Source organism: Pseudobacillus sp. 179-B 2D1 NHS (assembly GCF_045370945.1).
Lineage (GTDB): Bacteria > Bacillota > Bacilli > Bacillales > Domibacillaceae > Pseudobacillus.
On record NZ_JBIQDP010000002.1, the window covers coordinates 54012 to 71586 of the forward strand.

14 protein-coding genes and 2 riboswitches are annotated in these 17575 nt (G+C 41.2%); of the genes, 3 read left to right on the plus strand and 11 right to left on the minus strand.

The features are described from left to right. Nucleotides 1-19: 19 nt before the first annotated feature. Nucleotides 20-802 carry an extracellular solute-binding protein gene (locus ACH0BF_RS02635; RefSeq protein ID WP_120036908.1) on the minus strand — a complete coding sequence of 261 codons (783 nt, stop codon included), beginning with the start codon at nt 800-802 and terminating at the stop codon, nt 20-22. A 1238-nt stretch (nt 803-2040) separates the two neighbouring features. Here ACH0BF_RS02635 and ACH0BF_RS02640 point away from each other — a divergent pair. After that, nucleotides 2041-2541, plus strand: coding sequence for a C40 family peptidase (locus ACH0BF_RS02640; protein ID WP_340854911.1), 501 nt, complete (start codon nt 2041-2043; stop codon nt 2539-2541). A 129-nt stretch (nt 2542-2670) separates the two neighbouring features. Here ACH0BF_RS02640 and ACH0BF_RS02645 read toward each other — a convergent pair whose 3' ends face one another. From ACH0BF_RS02645 to ACH0BF_RS02665, 5 genes are all read right to left on the minus strand, one after another. Continuing rightward, nucleotides 2671-3450 carry a TerC family protein gene (locus ACH0BF_RS02645; protein ID WP_340854913.1) on the minus strand — a complete coding sequence of 260 codons (780 nt, stop codon included), beginning with the start codon at nt 3448-3450 and terminating at the stop codon, nt 2671-2673. 100 nt (nt 3451-3550) lie between these two features. Next, nucleotides 3551-3653, minus strand: a riboswitch (yybP-ykoY riboswitch). A gap of 69 nt (nt 3654-3722) precedes the next feature. Continuing rightward, the gene (locus tag ACH0BF_RS02650; RefSeq protein ID WP_406908802.1) at nt 3723-6812 is read right to left on the minus strand and encodes an efflux RND transporter permease subunit; all 3090 of its coding nucleotides are present in this window, start codon (nt 6810-6812) and stop codon (nt 3723-3725) included. A gap of 158 nt (nt 6813-6970) precedes the next feature. Then, on the minus strand, nt 6971-8347 hold the full coding sequence (nhaC, locus tag ACH0BF_RS02655) for a Na+/H+ antiporter NhaC (RefSeq protein WP_406908803.1): 1377 nt from the start codon (nt 8345-8347) through the stop codon (nt 6971-6973). 175 nt (nt 8348-8522) lie between these two features. Then, nucleotides 8523-10109 carry a peptide chain release factor 3 gene (locus tag ACH0BF_RS02660; protein WP_120036897.1) on the minus strand — a complete coding sequence of 529 codons (1587 nt, stop codon included), beginning with the start codon at nt 10107-10109 and terminating at the stop codon, nt 8523-8525. Nucleotides 10110-10201: 92 nt separating this feature from the next. Next, nucleotides 10202-10444 carry a YueH family protein gene (locus ACH0BF_RS02665; RefSeq protein WP_120036895.1) on the minus strand — a complete coding sequence of 81 codons (243 nt, stop codon included), beginning with the start codon at nt 10442-10444 and terminating at the stop codon, nt 10202-10204. Nucleotides 10445-10800: 356 nt separating this feature from the next. Between ACH0BF_RS02665 and ACH0BF_RS02670 the strand changes: the two genes are divergently transcribed. Then, nucleotides 10801-11859 carry an FUSC family protein gene (locus tag ACH0BF_RS02670; protein WP_340854922.1) on the plus strand — a complete coding sequence of 353 codons (1059 nt, stop codon included), beginning with the start codon at nt 10801-10803 and terminating at the stop codon, nt 11857-11859. A 148-nt stretch (nt 11860-12007) separates the two neighbouring features. Continuing rightward, nucleotides 12008-12265, plus strand: coding sequence for a GlsB/YeaQ/YmgE family stress response membrane protein (locus ACH0BF_RS02675; protein ID WP_120036891.1), 258 nt, complete (start codon nt 12008-12010; stop codon nt 12263-12265). A 42-nt stretch (nt 12266-12307) separates the two neighbouring features. On the opposite strand, the gene metC is transcribed toward ACH0BF_RS02675, so the two are convergent. The 5 genes from metC to ACH0BF_RS02700 form a co-directional block, all read right to left on the minus strand. Then, nucleotides 12308-13477 carry a cystathionine beta-lyase gene (metC, locus tag ACH0BF_RS02680; RefSeq protein ID WP_406908805.1) on the minus strand — a complete coding sequence of 390 codons (1170 nt, stop codon included), beginning with the start codon at nt 13475-13477 and terminating at the stop codon, nt 12308-12310. A gap of 5 nt (nt 13478-13482) precedes the next feature. Next, nucleotides 13483-14589: a methionine biosynthesis PLP-dependent protein gene (locus tag ACH0BF_RS02685; protein ID WP_406908806.1), complete on the minus strand. Its 1107-nt coding sequence runs from the start codon at nt 14587-14589 to the stop codon at nt 13483-13485. Nucleotides 14590-14660: 71 nt separating this feature from the next. Beyond that, a riboswitch (SAM riboswitch) is annotated at nt 14661-14764 on the minus strand. 69 nt (nt 14765-14833) lie between these two features. Then, on the minus strand, nt 14834-15835 hold the full coding sequence (locus ACH0BF_RS02690; protein WP_406908807.1) for an aliphatic sulfonate ABC transporter substrate-binding protein: 1002 nt from the start codon (nt 15833-15835) through the stop codon (nt 14834-14836). A gap of 26 nt (nt 15836-15861) precedes the next feature. After that, on the minus strand, nt 15862-16620 hold the full coding sequence (locus ACH0BF_RS02695; protein WP_340854932.1) for an ABC transporter permease: 759 nt from the start codon (nt 16618-16620) through the stop codon (nt 15862-15864). Further along, nucleotides 16604-17389, minus strand: coding sequence for an ABC transporter ATP-binding protein (locus tag ACH0BF_RS02700; protein ID WP_340854934.1), 786 nt, complete (start codon nt 17387-17389; stop codon nt 16604-16606). Before ACH0BF_RS02700 ends, ACH0BF_RS02695 begins: the two co-directional genes overlap by 17 nt. Between the last annotated feature and the right edge of the window lie 186 nt (nt 17390-17575).

Below are 17575 nucleotides of genomic sequence, written 5' to 3' on the forward strand. Positions count from 1 at the left end.
TCCCCTCTCCTTTCATTGCTTATTTCCATCCCCATTTTTGAAACACTTGATGGGACTCTTCAGTCTTTAAATAGTTAATAAACAATCGGGCTTCTTTCCTATTATCTGTTCTCTTAGCCATGCTAATTGGTGTCCCTCTGTACAGCTTATCTTGCTCGGGAAGTTGTATTAGATCGGTGGCATCTTTCAGCCGATAATGCCACGATTCATAAGTAATCCATGCATCGTACTTAGAGTTCTTTTTCCATAATTCAATCGCTTCCGCACTTGTTTTAACGGATATCCTGATGTTTTTTCTGATACCTGGAATTAATCCTTTTCTCCCCGCTAAGTCTTCCCAAAGCCCAAATTGGCCTGCTCCATTTACATCAATGATTTGAATGCCTTTTTTCGTTAAGTCGTCCAGCGACTGAATATTCTTAGGATTACCTTTTCTAACTAAAATTCCTGCCGGACGTGTATAAAGCTCTGTCCTTGTTTTTTCGTCAATTATATTAGGGTAGCTCAGCATAAAATTAGTGAGCATATACTCTGAACCGCCATAAATGATATCCGCATCTTCCTTGGCTTGATCGATCCATTTTTCTTCCGGCCCGCTCGTTACTTCTACTTTTATTCCCGTTTCTTTCGCAAATCGAGTGGCAAGTTCATCAATTGGACCAAAGGGGCCACCCGGTCCATAGACTTTTACGCTGTTTTCTTTGTTCATGGCCTCTCCTTTTTTAAGTACAGCTGAGGGAATGATCCCAAATAAAGCAAGCAACATAACCAACAATCCTGTTAACCACACACCTTTTTTCATTTTTGCCCTCCTCCTTATCGCTTTGCTCCTTTACATTAAATAACGATTAAAAACAAAGAACGGTTTTTATTCATTGCTTATTTCAAAAAATGCAGCTATTTCTATAGTCCGATAAATAGATTCTTTTTATTGCATAAATCGTCAGAAACAGCTGTATTGGTATGAAAAACTTCTTAACCAGACTCTTCAAAACTCATTGATATTTATCAAAAATTGGATATTACTAAACCTAAGAAACTGTTTTTCACGAGGACATCCGTGTTACTGCGCAATTCTTTTAAATTTTATCCAGGCAGGGTTAATCCCCCTTATTAATATAAGAGCCAGAATTCCTGTAATAAACTTACAGGGGCTTCAAAAACAGTAGTCTTAGACTTGCTCTTTTCCAAGAGATTCTTCATTGGTACGATAGGATGCTGAAAATAGACAGCGAACTAGCACACGAAACTCAGGCTAAACTCTTTCTTTCAGTGCAGCTATTATGTAATGATTTTTAAGCTTTTTATTATACTTTTCTCCTCTTTATTTTGTATAGTAAAATTATGAAGGGCATCCAATAAAAGGAGGTGAATGGCAACTGGGTGTAGAAAAACATTTACGATATCTATACTCTTATATCTTCTCTGAGCGGATGCAACCTTTTGCCTGACCCAGCCATTTTAATTTAGGCACTGCAAGTCACAAAAGCAGCAGAAGCTAATGAAAGCTCTTTTCCATTCTCCCCCTTCTTGTCTTCTGAGGCGGTTATTGTGACGCCGATAGAACTTGTAGGGAGACAAGCAATCTAAACAATTGTCTTTAAGAGAGGTGGAATGGATAAGCTCTTCGTTGTTTATAAAACAATGCCCCCTCTTCTCTATTTGTTCATATGTAAAAAAGAAGGAACAGGGAGAAAAGATAGGAAAAGAGGGTAATAGATACAATATCAGCTGGATGACAGCTGCTGAGACGTGCAAGAGGGATGCCGGCAGGCTGGAAGATCAGAGAACTATCAAGGACTCTCTCTTTTAAAAAAGGAATAGTGTTTGCTATCGGCGTGTATCCAGAAAAAATTGAAAACCTATAGAAGCAGGCTCTCTTTTTATGAAACTCGCCTAGAAAGAGAGAACAGTAGCAATGAATGGCAAAGCGGAACGGGGCTTATCCAGTCTAATGCAGACAGCTGCTCCTTAACAAACTAGCTGGACCATTCATGTGAAGCTACAATTACTTTAATGATGACAATGGAGGAATGTAAAATGAAAAAGAAAATAGTTGGTTTCGGATTAGCAACAATGATGGTATGTTCTGCGGGTACTTCAGTATTCGCTTCATCTCCTGCTGCACCTTCACAACAAACGGCTCAAAAACTCACACCCCAGCAACAAGTTAAAAATATTACCGATTATGCTCTTAAGCTGAAAGGTGTGCCTTTTAAAGCGGGGGGAACGACAATTAAAGGTTTCGATTCTTCCGGATATGTTCAACATGTCTACGGAAAATATGGGGTAAAATTACCACGCAACTCAGCAGAAATCTATAAAAAAGGAAGTCCAGTTGCTAAAGATCAGCTTAAAAAAGGCGATTTGGTTTTCTATAACACAACGGGAAAGAAAGGCAACACAATTAGCTTTGTAGCCATTTATTTAGATAAGGGTCAAATGATCGGTGTTTCCACTAAAAACGGAGTATCTATTATCGATATGAACAACAGCTATTGGAAAACAAAATATGTAGGTGCCAAGAGAATCATTAAATAACCTCTCTATTATTCGATGATTTTCATTATTTCTGAACTCACATAACTAAAGCGCAGCCGGTGGCTGCGCTTTAGTTTGTAGATAGAATTTATCTTCAACTATCATTCATTTAAGTGTTGACGTCATGATTTATTGCTCGGATATGTTAACTGGTCCTTTTTTTCTGGCAAAGATATAACCTCCGAGAGCAAGAGCCACAAGAACAATCCAGAATGTTAATTTCCATGGAGTAGATTCAGGGAAATGCTCATCAAGAATATGCACTTTCGGATGGGATAAGGTAAAGACTGCTAATTTTACACCGACCCAGCCTACAATCATAAAGGCTGCTGTCTCTAATGTTGGATAATTTTGCAGCAACTTAACAAACCACGTAGCAGCAAAACGCATAATAACTACACCAATTAATCCACCAAGGAACATAACAATGAACTGTCCGGCATCAATTCCGCCAATATGGAACCATCCAGTCGGCTGCAGAGTAACGGCTAAAGCTACAGCTGCCAGCATGGAATCAATCGCAAAAGCGATATCTGCTATTTCTACCTTTAATACTGTCACCCAGAAAGAAGAGCCTTTTGATTCTTTCACTTCATGCTCTTCCTCCTCACCCTTTCCTTTGTTCTTCCATGTTTTATACAAGTGGTTAAAAGAGATGAAAAACAGGTAAAGGGCACCGATGGCCTGTACTTGCCACACTTTCACTAGAAACGTAATGAGAAATAAAGCGATAAAGCGGAAAATAAAAGCTCCGACCAACCCATAGAATAAAGCCTTCTTTTGCTTCTCTTTTGGCAAGTGCTTAACCATAACCGCCATAACCACGGCATTATCAGCGGCAAGAATCCCCTCAAGCGCCACTAGTACGAGTAGTACCCAGCCGTACTCCAATAACATTGCTGCATCCATTGATAAAATCTCCTCCTGTAATCCTTTAGTATTTTTCTCCAATTTCTTCAAATTTAAACAACAAAAAAGACCTTTGCCTTTAATAGGCAAAGGTCTTGCTGGACATGCTTCTACTCATGTCAACAAAGCCGATGGATACCATCCATGAATTGACGACTTTGTTTTAGGTAAGATACCTAACGCTACTCCCCTTTGACTTGCGTCACTGAAGATTCTGTTGTTTGTATCTTCAGTATAAATCTTCCTAGGCAGCTTGTAAACATTTTTTTATTTTAATTGTCTTTTTTTATTTCATTGCCTTTTTTCTTATTTAGGTTTCTGGTTTCTTTGTCAAAGAAACTATAGACAACAGGAATAACGAATAGAGTTAACAATGTACTCGACAATAGGCCGCCGATCACAGTAATTCCCATCGGCTGGTTAATCTCCGTACCCCCCCCAAGCCCTGCTGCCAGCGGAACAAGGCCAAGGATGGTTGTTAAAGCCGTCATTAGAATTGGACGCGCCCGATCTTTCGCCGACTCTATAATCGCCTCATAACTGTTGAGCCCGCTTCTCTTTCTTTGGATAATGTAATCCACAATCACGATGGCATTATTAACGACAATGCCGGCGAGAATAAGTATACCAATTACGGCCGGTATACTTATTGGTGTTCTCGTCATTACCAGGGCAAGAGCGACGCCAACGACCATAAGCGGTACAGTAAACATGATAACAAATGGATACTTAAATGATTCATACTGTGCAGCCATGACAATGTAAATTAGGACAATGGCCAATACAAGCGCAAGAATCATATCATTAATAGAGCTTTCCAATAAATCCCGATCGCCACCAAATGTAATCGTTGTGTCCTCAGGTAGATCAAGTCCAGCTATCTTTTCATCTACCTTTTCAGAAACAGCTCCCAAGTTCGTACCGGCTGTATACTTCGTTGTAAACTGTACAGCCTCCTGTTGGTTAATGCGCTGAATCACTACCGGCCCTTGTTGCACTTTAATATCTGCCAATGTCTCCAATGGGTAAAAGTTGCCTGCCGGAGTCTTTATGAGCAATTTTTTTAGCTTATCTACATTTTTCGTTACTTGTTCATTATAGCGGACAACTACCGTTTGGACGGCAGAGTTTTTATTGATAATTTGTGTAGCAGTGACCCCTCTCGTTGCATCATTAACAATGGAAGCAATTTGCGCCGGAGCCAGCCCTGCTGCCAGTGCCTGATCTCGCTTGATCTTTATTTGTATTTCTTTTACAGTTTCTTCTCTATTCGTTGATACTTCTGTAATGTCATTGATGCTGGCAACGGCTTTCTCTACTTTTTTAACTGTGTGATCAAGCCGTTCCGGATTCATATCACGTACGTTAAACGTTAATGTTTGCGGGCTGGAGCCTGATGCCGACTGCATCTCGAATGTGACTTCCGCCGTCCGGTTAACAAGACGGGCAGCCTTCTCGACATCCGGTTTCACGTCATCAACAAACGCAAAAACAGAGCGTTCTCTTTTTTCAAGCGGCTTTAATTTTACATATAGCTCGGCCTTATTGGAAGAACCGGTGCCTCTAAAGGAATCTTCCTGAGTCGAGCCTACAAGGCTAACATAGACGTCTACATCCTTCTCTTTTCCTAATTCTTTTTCTATCGCTTCAACAACTTTATTTGTCTCTTGTAAAGAAGTTCCCTGCTCCACTTCCATTCGAATGTTAAAAAAGCCCTCATCGGTTGCCGGGAGAAATTGGGAGCCAACCGTTGTCAGCCCCCATCCACCGACAACAAGCATAACAAGCGATATCAGAATGACGAGCAGCCGATGGCGCAATGACCAGCGAATGGCCGACTCATACCGCTCGGCAATCTTTGGTTCTTTTTTTATGTTTTTCTGGGACTCGGGAAGCTTCAGCCACCGGCTGGCCATCATCGGAATAACGGTCAAGGCGACGATGAGGGAGGCTGCCAGGCTAAAAGAAATGGTCAAGGCAAATTCTTTAAAGATTTGACCGAGAATTCCCGAAATGAAAACAACCGGTAGAAAGACAGCCACTGTTGTTAATGTGGAAGCCGTAATGGCTGCTCCTACTTCCTTCGCTCCATCGCGGGCCGCCTGTCGGGAATCTTTCCCCATCGATAAGTGACGGTAAATATTCTCAATGACCACAATGGCATTATCAACAAGCATGCCGATCCCCAAGGCGAGTGCTCCAAGAGTCATAATATTCAAATTAAAGTCGGCGAAATACATAAGTACAAATGTAACGATCACCGAATAAGGAATAGCTACTCCAATAATAAGAGGGCTCTTCACATTCCTTAAAAAAGCAAACAAAACAAGCATGGCTAACACTCCGCCCAAAAGAAGCGAACTGCCGATGTTTCCAATAGCTAGACGAACGTAATCCCCCTGGTCAAACAAAATATCCGCTTTAATGCTTTCGTAGCGCTTTTCTCCCATCAATTGGTCAAGCTTCTCTTGGAATTGTTTAGATACTTCTGCTGTGTTGGCATCAGCTTGCTGCAAGACGCTTAACAGAACAGCAGGATGCTTATTGGCTCTCGTAAAGCTGCCTGTTTCTTTTTTCTTTGATTGGACAGCAGCCACATCACCAATCGTAATCTCTTCTCCACTAAGTGGATTAACTGTCACTACTAGATTTTTCACTTCTTCCACATCTGTCAGTTGGCTGACAATTCTCGTGGTCAGCGACATGCCCTCTGATTCAACAGGACTGCCCGGAAGAGAAATATTATTCGCTTGGATTAATTGCACAATATCAGACTGTGCTAAATGGTATTGTTTCAGCTTTGTCTCATCCAATTGAATGACAATCTCCTCATCAAGCGTGCCGGAAACGTTTACACTAGCGATCCCCTCGACTGTCATTAAATCTTTCTCCAACTGATCAGCCAGCTCTTGCAACTCTTTTTCATTTCCAACGGACTGCAGAGATAATTGAATAATAGGAAATTGAGAAGGGTCAAACTTCATAAATTGAGGCTTGCTTACATCTTTCGGAAGAGGCGTCCGATCAATTCGCTGGAGAACATCCGATTGAACATCATCAATGTTTGTGCTCCAGGAAAATTCCATGAGAATCAAATTAGAACCTTCTCTCGTTGTCGATGTAATGTTCTTGATCCCTGGAAGGGTCGATAAGCTCCCTTCCAGCGGTTTTGTTACTTTTTCAACAACCTCTACCGGGCTTGCCCCTTCATAAGAGGTGACAACAACGGCAATCGGAGGATTAATATCAGGAATCAATTTCAATGGTATTTTTAATAAAGAAACTACGCCGAGAATGATTATTAAAAACATAACTACGGTCGTAAAAACAGGTCTCTTGATAGAAAAGTTGCTGATTCTCAAAATAAATCTCCTTTCGGCTAGTTTTCACTTTTAAATGATTTGTCCTTTTAACTATAATGCACTGCTATATACTGTTCAACTTTAATGGCAGATTCATACAACTAAAGAAAAATCCATAAAAAAGAAGAACGCACTGTGCGTTCTTCTTTTTTATGTGACTACTTTTTTGTTAATGTCCACCCAGTCATCCCATACAAAATAGTAAGCACTGGACTTAATAGACAGAAAAAAGCAAATGGTGCATAATCGATAGTCGCCACGCCAAGCATCTTCGTTATAAATACACCACATACGCCCCAAGGAACAAGTGGATTAATAACTGTGCCGGCATCTTCTAATGTTCTCGATAAATTTTTTCGCGCCAATCCGACTTTCTCGAATTGATGTTTAAAAGCTTCTCCTGTTAGTAGAATCGATAAATATTGCTCACCAATAATAAAGTTAATGCCGATCGCAGAAAAAGCGGCGGCTGCCACTGTGCTGCCCACTTTTCGTAAATACTGCTCAATGGCTTCAAATAAGCGAGGCACGATGCCAAGCGAAAATAAAAGTCCACCCAATCCCAAAGAGAGCAAGACAAGGGAAACAGTAAACATCATGCTGTCAAGTCCCCCTCTTGTCAGCAAAGCATCCACATCCGCATTTCCTGTCTTTGACACAAAGCCAGAAAATAGGATGGTCCATACTTCAGCAAAAGATTTCCCAGAATGGAAAAAAGATAGCAGCACGCCGAATACGGAGCTGAGGGCAAGTGTAACAATTGGCGACACCCTCTTCAACGATAAGACGAAAAGCAGCAAGAGAGGCAGCCATGCATACCAATGAATGAGATCCATTTTTTCTAATGCCACCTTAATGGCCTCTACTTTCGGAAATTGTGTCTGTTCCACTTGCGGTGAAATAACACCGAATAAAACAAGTGTGATAAAAAAAGCGGGAACGGTTGTCCAGCACATATTACGTATGTGCGTAAACAAGTCCACACCGACAATGGATGCTGCCAGGTTCGTCGTATCTGAAAGCGGGGACATTTTGTCTCCAAAGAAAGCGCCGGATACAATAGCTCCAGCTGTAATGGCGGCTGAAGCATCCACAGCCTGGCTTACCCCTAGAAAAGCAACACCAATCGTAGCAACAGTGGTTAACGAACTTCCAATGCCTAGTCCGACGATCGCTGTCACAATAAAAACAATGCTATAAAAAAAGTGCGGGGTAACAAGGTCGAAAGCTGTATAGATCATTGTAGGAATTGTACCTGACAACATCCAACTGCTAATTAGCACACCAATAAGAAAGAAAATAAAAACAGCACCCATTCCGCTTTTTGCCCCGTCAATCATCCCCTCTTCCATTGCTCTTAACGGGATTTTTTTAAAAGCACCATACGTAAGCAACACAAAAATAGCAAGCAGAATAGGAATATGCGGCACAGATTCAAGTTTGATGATCGAGAAGCTGATCAATGCTACGATCATTATCGTTAAAATAAGTGCAGCCGACAAAGAAGGCTTTGCCTTTGATTCAATTCTAAACATTATGTCCACCTCAAATGTTGTCCCTAACTTTTTTGCTTGAACGCTTTTATGCGTTGAAGTAACTCTATTCATTATTAACGACGATGATTTTACTGTCAATCGTTTTTTTAAAATAATAACTTTTAAAAAAATAGTCTGTCCTGAGGACAGACTATTTTTTATACAACTATTGCAATTAACGTGTTTCTTCTTCCAGTGGATGATAAAGCTTAATTTGTTCATTTTTATCCTGAAACCAGCGGAGCGCAAATTCATTCTCAAATAAAAAGACGAGCTTTCCTTGTCGGTCTTTCACGAGTAAGCTTCGTGAACTGGACAGGCTTTCTTTCACTGCCTCTTCATTTTCCACCCAGCGGGCAATTTTAGATCCCATCGGCTCCATGATCACCTCGGAATTGTATTCACCTTTCATCCGATGTTCAAACACTTCAAACTGCAGCTGGCCGACCGCACCGAGAATATAGTTTTCGGTATGCAGTGTTTTATAGAGCTGAATAGCTCCTTCCTGAACAAGCTGTTCAATGCCTTTATGGAAGCTTTTTTGCTTCATTACATTTTTAGCGCTCACTTTGACAAATAGCTCAGGAGCAAACTGCGGCAGCTTTTCGTATTGGAAGAGTGGCTTTCCACCCACTAGTGTGTCGCCAATCTGATAGTTCCCTGTATCGTACAAACCAATAATGTCCCCGCTAACCGCTTCGTTCACGGTACTGCGGTCATCTGCTAGAAACTGTGTTGACTGTGACACTTTTGATGTCTTGCCTGTTCTTGTCAGCGTAACACTCATCCCCCGCTCAAATTTCCCTGAACAGATACGGAAGAAAGCAATTCGATCACGATGGGCCGGGTTCATATTAGCCTGGATTTTAAAGATAAATCCAGAAAACTGTTCGCCGGCAGGATCAATTTCCCCTTGGTCAGACTGACGCGGCTGAGGAGGAGGAGCAAATTGCAAGTATGTTTCTAAAAACGTCTGAACACCGAAATTAGTTAAGGCACTGCCGAAAAAGACAGGTGTCAGTTCTCCTTCTGCGATTCTTTCTTTAGAAAATTCATTGCCCGCTTCTTCCAACAGCATAACTTCTTCAAGCATTTGATCATATAAAGCAGATTTTTTAATTTCATGGTCCACTGCTAATTCTCCCTCGTCATTGAGAGGAAGAAAGCGGTCTTCTTCTTTCTCCGTACGAAATTGTTCGATCCGTTCGTTGAAGCGGTCGTAAATACCGAAAAACTCTTTTCCCATGCCGATTGGCCAGTTCATCGGATAGGATTCAATACCGAGCACCTCTTCAAGCTCTGCCAGCAGTTCAAGTGGCGGTTTCGATTGACGGTCTAATTTATTAATAAACGTAAAAATTGGGATGCCCCTCATTTTACATACTTTAAATAGTTTCTTTGTCTGTGCTTCAATCCCTTTAGCCGCATCAATAATCATGACGGCACTATCCACCGCCATAAGCGTACGATACGTATCTTCACTGAAATCCTCATGCCCCGGTGTATCAAGAATGTTCACATGACAATCTTGATAATGGAATTGCATAACGGAAGAGGTAACGGAAATTCCCCGTTGCTTTTCGATTTCCATCCAGTCTGATGTAGCAAACTTTCCAGTTTTCTTTCCTTTTACTGTCCCGGCATCGCGGATTGCGCCTCCAAACAGCAGCAGTTTCTCAGTCAATGTCGTTTTCCCCGCATCTGGGTGGGAAATAATTGCAAATGTTCTCCTGGAGAGAACTTCTTCTTTTAATGAAGCCATATGGTAGCCAATCCTTTCAAAAATAAAATCCGTTCGCCTGTTGTTCACTTTCTACAAGAAATTAATATAGCGGAAAAAGTATTTTACGTCCATTACATTTCGCATGTCCATTGATAAATGCGCTGGGCTATTTCCAAAGCCGCCTGTTCATCCAAAGACGTGCGATTCAAAGAAGCTGTAAGTCGCTCTACCAATTGCTCTCCTGACTCTTCATAAGTAAAAGAATTCGACCATTCAATAGAAGGAACAGCGATAACAAATGTTTCCTCTTTTTTATTCTCATAAATAAATACTTTTATTTCTTCACCGTTTGAATAGCTTTTTCTGATTTTCACGTTGAATCACCCTTATTTAAGACTATATACATATACTTAGACATTTTATCCATTTAATGAGTTACCCTCTTGCTGTCTATCTAATCATTCCATTATAAACTATACACTTGCAAGGCTGACAAGAAAAGATGAAGAGAGAAAAAGTATACATGATCTTTGGAGAGTTCTCGACTTTGTTGCTATTCTTCTCTTCCCCTTCTTTTAGAAGGAATGAAAACCTTCAATGGTCATGGTGTTCATCTGAGCAATCAGTCCTTTATAGACAGCTTTTGATACCGCCTTTTTTCCCTCCAAAAGCGTTTACGGTATATGGTATACTCGGTTGTACGACAAAATGAAAAAATTCAGGTGGTTTTATGCATATTTTCCGACTTCCCGGCAGCCGTATTATAAAAACAGGGACGGCTGTTTTTATCACAGCTATTATTTGTGAAGCCCTTAACTGGCCTCCCGTTTTTGCTGTCATCACCGCGATTGTTACAATTGAACCGACAGTCGCTGCTTCCATTCAAAAAGGACTTATTCGTTTTCCTGCTTCTATCATTGGAGCAGCTTACGCTATGCTGTTTACCTATTTATTTGGGCACAGCGCACTGACATTTACACTGGCAGCCGTGTTGACTATCTTTACTTGCTCAAAACTTAAACTTGATGCCGGTCTGCTCGTTGCTACCTTATCGGCCATAGCGATGATTGAAGTAACAGAGGCCCACTTTGCACAGGCTTTCTTTACACGTCTTGGCACCACAAGCATTGGCCTGATTGTTTCGACACTGGTGAATTTATTTATTATGCCTCCTGATTATTCAGCCGAGATTTCAAAGAAGCTACATGTACTTCATACGAAAACGTCACGGTTATTAATCGATACAGTTGATGCTCTTTTAGAAGAGAAACATGCAGATAGCTTTAAGTTCATTTATCAGTCAGACCAACATTTATTTGAGAAAACTGAAACACTTTGTCATTTTCAACGAGAAGAATGGCGCTATCACCGTTCTACACAAGAAGAGCGCCGAAAAGTTCACTTTCACGTAAAAAAACTAGAGACACTGCGGCAAATTCATTTTCATCTTGGAAATTTACTCACTCTTGATCCTGAGCCTCTCTTCTGGAATTACACGCAAAAAGAACGTATTCGTCAGTCTGTATTGATATTAGCCTCTTTTATTGAAGATCCATCTAAACAGTTAGAGCGCCCATTACATGAGTGTATGCAGCCTATTATAGAAGAGTTCTGGTATGCTAAAGCGGAAGCAGGTGCAGAATCTGAAGAAATGAACAGACTTTTTTCCATTGAAATCTCTCTTCTTTATGAATTGCTTGCTATTTTTGAATTAGCAGAAGAATTGGAGTCACACTCTATCTTCCTGCAAAAGCAATCATCCCCTCCTTTGTATGATTATAGGAAATAAGCTTGTTGCTTTTTCCCACTTTGTGAAATTATAAACCAATTTTGGAAACTTTTTTTCTTTTTTTAGTTGACTTTTTATGTTTTATATGAATGAATCCGGGAATAAATAAAGCAAGCACGGAACATAAAAAAAGTAAGGAGGAAACAAAATGGGCTTTATAATGTTTTTAATCGTCGGAGGAATCATCGGCTGGTTAGCCGGACTTATTTTAGGCAAGGACATTCCAGGTGGCATTATTGGTAACATCATTGCTGGTATCATCGGCGCTTGGATTGGTGGTGCACTTCTTGGAGATTGGGGTCCTGACATCGGCGGTATGGCGATCATCCCAGCTTTAATTGGTGCGATCATTCTTGTATTCGTTGTAAGCTTTATTATGAAGAGCATGAGTCGTGGCCGTGCTTAATTCTAATAAAAAACGGAAAGCTAACGCTTTCCGTTTTTTATTTTACAAAGAAATAGGTAATTTCACAACTTGCAAGGCTTCTTCAAAGTCATTGATTAAATCCTCCACAGATTCCAGGCCGACCGACAACCTTAACAGTCCGTCTGTAATCCCTCTCTTATACCGTTCCTCCCTCGGCATAGCGGCATGAGACATTTTTGCCGGATAAGACAAGATTGACTCTACTGCTCCGAGGCTGACAGCAAACACGGGAATCTTCACCTGATTAACGAACTTACGCACAGCCTCTTCATCTTTTAATTCAAAGGAGAGCACAGCTCCCGGACCAGTTGACTGGTAAGAATGAACGACGTGTCCCTCATGATCAGATAATCCTGGATAATAAACTTTTTCTACAAGCTCATGTTTTTGTAAAAACTCAGCTAATTTTTGTGCGGATTTAGAAGACTGTTCAAGCCGGACATGAAGAGTTTTCAAGCCTCTTAGCACAAGCCAGGCATCTTGCACACCAAGAACGGCTCCAAATGAATTCTGCAAAGCATACAAGCGATCACCCAGTTCTTTGTCTTTTGTTACAGCCAGGCCGGCTAGTACATCGCTATGTCCCGATAAAAACTTAGTAGCGCTGTGCAGAACAAGATCTACACCAAAATCAAGCGGACGCTGCAAAGCTGGTGTAAGAAATGTGTTATCCACAAATGTCAGGCAATTATTTGCTTTAGCCAATTTAACAATTCCCTTTATATCCGTTACTTTCAGCAATGGATTGGACGGCGTTTCCATATAAATTAATTTCGTATTCTCTTTTATGTTTGAGGCCACTTCATGCAGATTCGTCATGTCCACAAATGTATGTTCAATACCGAAACGGTTCAAGACACTTGTGACCATGCGATACGTGCCGCCGTATACATCTTCTGTAATTAATATATGGTCTCCTTTAGAAAGCAAAAGAAAGGCCGTAGAAATGGCTGCCATGCCTGATGAAAAGGCAAAGCCCCGCGTGCCGCCCTCAAGTTCAGCAATGGCAGTTTCTAACGCTTCTCGCGTCGGATTCCCAGAACGGCTGTAATCATAACTGCCAAATTGATCAAAGTCCTTTTGATGGAATGTAGAAGCATGCTGAATCGGTACACTGACCGCTCCGGTTCCTTCATCGAATTTATGGCTGTTATGCAATAGTTTTGTTTGGAAAGAATAATTATCACTCATATTTTTCACCCCTTCATGTTCTTGAAAGCTTGTGTCAAGTCATCAATTAAGTCGTCTGCATGTTCAATTCCTACTGAAAAGCGGAGCAGGCGGTTACAAACACCATTTTGAATGCGAACCTCTTCAGGCACATCCATATGTGTCTGCGTTGCCGGATAAGTAATGAAACTCTCGACTCCCCCAAGGCTTTCAGCGAATGTAATAAGCTTCAGATTTCTTAAGAAGTCGTCCACCCATTTTGCTGATTCTAACCGAAAAGAGAGCATTCCCCCCCGTCCCGGATATAAAACATCAGTGACCTCCGGGCAACATCGCAGAAATTCCGAAATTTGCTTTGCGTTTTGCTCATGTTGTTTCATACGCAGGCTCAGCGTTTTCATCCCCCGTACTAACAGCCAGGAATCCAGCGGGGCCAAAACAGCTCCGGCAGCATTTTGCATCTCTCCCACTGAAAGCGCCAGCTTCTCTCCTTTTACTGCGATCAAGCCGGCCAGCACATCGTTATGGCCTCCTAAATACTTCGTTGCACTATGAATGACAATATCAGCTCCCTGAGTTAGCGGACGCTGCAAAAGCGGCGTGTAAAACGTATTGTCAACGATCAACAACAAGTCATGCTCTTTTGCCAATGCTGCCACTAGTTCAATATCTACTTCCTGCATAAGCGGATTAGTCGGTGTCTCCAAAAAGATCACTTTTGTTTTTTCTGTTATTTTCTTTTTCGCTTCACTGATATCCTGAAAACTGTCATATACAAAAGATAAGCCGAATTTTTTCCATCCTTTCTCAAATAACCTATATGTGCCTCCATATAGATCAGCAGAGACGAGCCACTCATCCCCAGGTTCAGCCAATGCAAGAAGTGTCTGGATGGCCGCCATGCCTGAGGCAAAAGCAAAGCCTGCATCCCCGCCTTCCAAATCAGCAATCGCTTGTTCGACAATTTGTCGTGTTGGATTTCCTGTGCGTGTATAATCATAGCCGGTTGAACGGCCAATTCCCTCATGACGATAAGCAGTTGAAAAATAGACAGGTGCATTCACTGTTCCCGTTGCTGTTTCGCTGCGATTCCCAATTTGTGCTAGCAATGTATCAATGTGTGTATGTGACATGTTCTTCTCTCCTTTATGTATGCGCGAAAAATAAAAAAGCCTTCTTAAGAAGAAGGCTTTTGATTATCTTCCTCTCATCTTCCGGGATGAAACCCGCTGGAGTTAGCACCTTGACTTTACGTAGCCGGTTGCTGAAGCATCATCGGGCCAGTCCCTCCGCTTCTCTTGATAAGAACCTATGAAATTTTAACTTTTTTTAAATGTACAGTAAAAAGATAGAAATGACAAGAGTTTTTTCAATATTTTATTTTTTGGCAAATTGATTATCAATCAAAGCAGTGAAATCAGGCTGTTTTTTTAGGAATTTCAAGTCATATGAAGAGTCAGCAAATTCCTGCACAACTTTTTCATTTATGTCAGCTGTGTACGTAATTCTTTTCCATGCACTATCAACCACATCTTTTGCCAATTCTTGTTTTGTATCTTTTTTAATCGCTGCAATCGTTAACTTTTTCGCTTCTTCTGGATTATTGTTAATAAAATCAATCGCTTTTTTATGAGCATCTACAATATCTTGCACAAGTTCAGGATCTTCTTTTATTAATTTACCGCTCGTGGCGAGTACGGAGTTAGGCAATGTCGTACCGAAGGCAATTTCATCACTATCCACAATAATCTTGGCTCCCTCTTCTTTAACAAGCAAGGAACCCCATGGTTCAGGAACAGCAGCAAGATCTACTTTGCCTGATTCAAACAGACCTGCATATTGGGCCGGCTTGCCTGTTGTATGCTTCATGCTACCACCAATCCGGTTTGATTCAAGACCGAAATCTTTAACGAATGTTTCCATTTGGACGTCATGTGTGCAGCCAACACCTGGAGTAATAAATGTTTTGCCTGCAAAATCTTTAACAGAATTAATTCCGCTGCCTTTCCGGGCAACGATCACTGTGCCACCTGAAGAACTGCCGGCGACAATTTTCACGTCCGCTCCATTAGTAAAGTTGTTCATTACCGGTCCAGGCCCGACAAGCCCTGCCTGAACGTCTCCTGTTTTCAGGGCAACCATAAATGCCCCGCCATCCGGGAAGGATTTATATTCAACATCTACATCCTTACCAAGCGCTTCCTCGTAATACCCCTTTTCCCGGGCGATCATTGCCGGCACGTGGTCAAGGTTGGGAAAATATCCAATGACGACTTTCTTTTTCTCTCCAGATTTTCCTTCTTCCGCTGAGTTGCAGCCGGCCAGTACACCCGCCAGCAAAAGCAGAATGAAGCCAAAATAACCAAGCTTCTTTTTCATATTCTCTCCCTCACTAACTAAGAATGTTAATTTGTTTCAAGTCCCCAGCGCCGCATAACATTTTTCTCTACTCTTTGGAAAAACGCATAATCTACGATGCTTCCGATAATACCAATCAAAATCATGACAGCAATAACCAGGCTCATGTCTCCAAAATCAGAAGCATATTTTAGTGTGTATCCTAATCCTGGTCCTGTGCTCAAAATTTCAGCAGCCATTAGAGCGCGCCATGCAAACGCCCATGCTAGCCGAACCCCTGTAACCGCATAAGGGATGGCCGCTGGAAAAATAACTCTTATGAATAAATCGATTCCTCTTGAGCCCATTGTTTGTGCAGCCCGAATATAGAGCGGAGCCACACTTTTGATTCCCATTCGCATATTAATTGTCATAACGAGCGTTCCGCCAAGAACAACAATGAAAATAACGGATTTTTCATTCAATCCAAACCACATAATAGCAAGCGGCAGCCAGACAATACTCGGTACGCTTTGAAGAGCTAAAATAAGTGAACCGAGTGTTTCATCAGCAGTTTTTGATTTGGCAAGCAAAATACCGATGCCCACTCCCAGTACTAAAGAAATAAGCAGGCCGACGAACAAGCGCTCAAAGCTGGCAACTAAGTCAAAAATCAAAGTTTTATCTTCAAAGCCGCGAACAAGTGCCTGCCAAACATCCGTCGGCTTCGGCATTACATCCGGTGTCCAGCCGCCAGCTCGCACAATTCCTTCCCAGGCAATAAACAATACGATAAAAAAAACAAGCTGTTTAATGATTCGCTGCATAGGCCAGTTCCTCTTTTACTACTTTATCGATTTCATTTTTCAACAACAGGCTAATTTGCTTTTCAAGCTGGATAACTTCTTTCTGATCAAATTTCCGTGGCCTTGGTATATCCACTGGAATGTCAGCAATGATCGTCCCTGGCTGTGTTCCCATAACAATGATGCGGTCAGATAGCTTAATAGATTCAGAGATGCTATGGGTAACAAATAGAATTGTTTTTTGTGTTTCTGTCCAAATCTTTTCAAGCTCTGCATGCATGCGTGCCCTTGTCTGTTCATCCAATGCACCAAACGGCTCATCCATAAGCAATACTTTTGGATTCATGGCAAGTGCCCGGGCAATCGCTACCCGCTGCTGCATTCCTCCCGACAGTTCATGTGGATAATGGCCAGCATAATGGGAAAGTTGGACCATTTGCAAAAACTGGCGAGCTGTTTCTTTCGCTTCTTTTTTATTCATTTCTTTTTTAAGAGGGAACATGACATTTTCCTCAACATTCAGCCAAGGAAATAAAGCTGCCTGCTGGAACACCATGCCTCTGTCTTTTCCGGGTTTTTTGATTGTTTTTCCCTCGAGCTTAATTTCACCGGATGAAGCTTCACTTAATCCTGCGACCATAGATAATAATGTTGATTTTCCGCAGCCGGAAGGCCCAAGTATCGAAACAAATTCACCCTCATTTATTACAGCGCTCACATCAACTAATACATCATTTGTAACTTTATTATTCGTAAACTGTTTATTGACATGGTCTATGTGTAAAAACATGTAATCACCATCTTTTTTATTAATCATATTTATCTAATCGGATTTATTTGTATTATATACTTTATGCTTGGAAAGTCAATTGTTTACTAAAAATTTTTTCTTTTAGTTAATTAAATTTTCTGATTCTTCTGTTGATTATCTTTTTAGGATGTTATAGAATTAAAAACATTACTTCGTAGCGTAACT

Excerpts from the sequence above, each read along its gene's own strand:
- ACH0BF_RS02635 (WP_120036908.1), bottom strand. The coding sequence starts at position 802 with ATGAAAAAAGGTGTGTGGTTAACAGGATTGTTGGTTATGTTGCTTGCT.
- ACH0BF_RS02640 (WP_340854911.1), top strand. The coding sequence starts at position 2,041 with ATGAAAAAGAAAATAGTTGGTTTCGGATTAGCAACAATGATGGTATGT.
- ACH0BF_RS02645 (WP_340854913.1), bottom strand. The coding sequence starts at position 3,450 with ATGGATGCAGCAATGTTATTGGAGTACGGCTGGGTACTACTCGTACTA.
- nhaC (WP_406908803.1), bottom strand. The coding sequence starts at position 8,347 with ATGTTTAGAATTGAATCAAAGGCAAAGCCTTCTTTGTCGGCTGCACTT.
- ACH0BF_RS02660 (WP_120036897.1), bottom strand. The coding sequence starts at position 10,109 with ATGGCTTCATTAAAAGAAGAAGTTCTCTCCAGGAGAACATTTGCAATT.
- ACH0BF_RS02670 (WP_340854922.1), top strand. The coding sequence starts at position 10,801 with ATGCATATTTTCCGACTTCCCGGCAGCCGTATTATAAAAACAGGGACG.
- ACH0BF_RS02675 (WP_120036891.1), top strand. The coding sequence starts at position 12,008 with ATGGGCTTTATAATGTTTTTAATCGTCGGAGGAATCATCGGCTGGTTA.
- metC (WP_406908805.1), bottom strand. The coding sequence starts at position 13,477 with ATGAGTGATAATTATTCTTTCCAAACAAAACTATTGCATAACAGCCAT.
- ACH0BF_RS02685 (WP_406908806.1), bottom strand. The coding sequence starts at position 14,589 with ATGTCACATACACACATTGATACATTGCTAGCACAAATTGGGAATCGC.
- ACH0BF_RS02690 (WP_406908807.1), bottom strand. The coding sequence starts at position 15,835 with ATGAAAAAGAAGCTTGGTTATTTTGGCTTCATTCTGCTTTTGCTGGCG.
- ACH0BF_RS02695 (WP_340854932.1), bottom strand. The coding sequence starts at position 16,620 with ATGCAGCGAATCATTAAACAGCTTGTTTTTTTTATCGTATTGTTTATT.
- ACH0BF_RS02700 (WP_340854934.1), bottom strand. The coding sequence starts at position 17,389 with ATGTTTTTACACATAGACCATGTCAATAAACAGTTTACGAATAATAAA.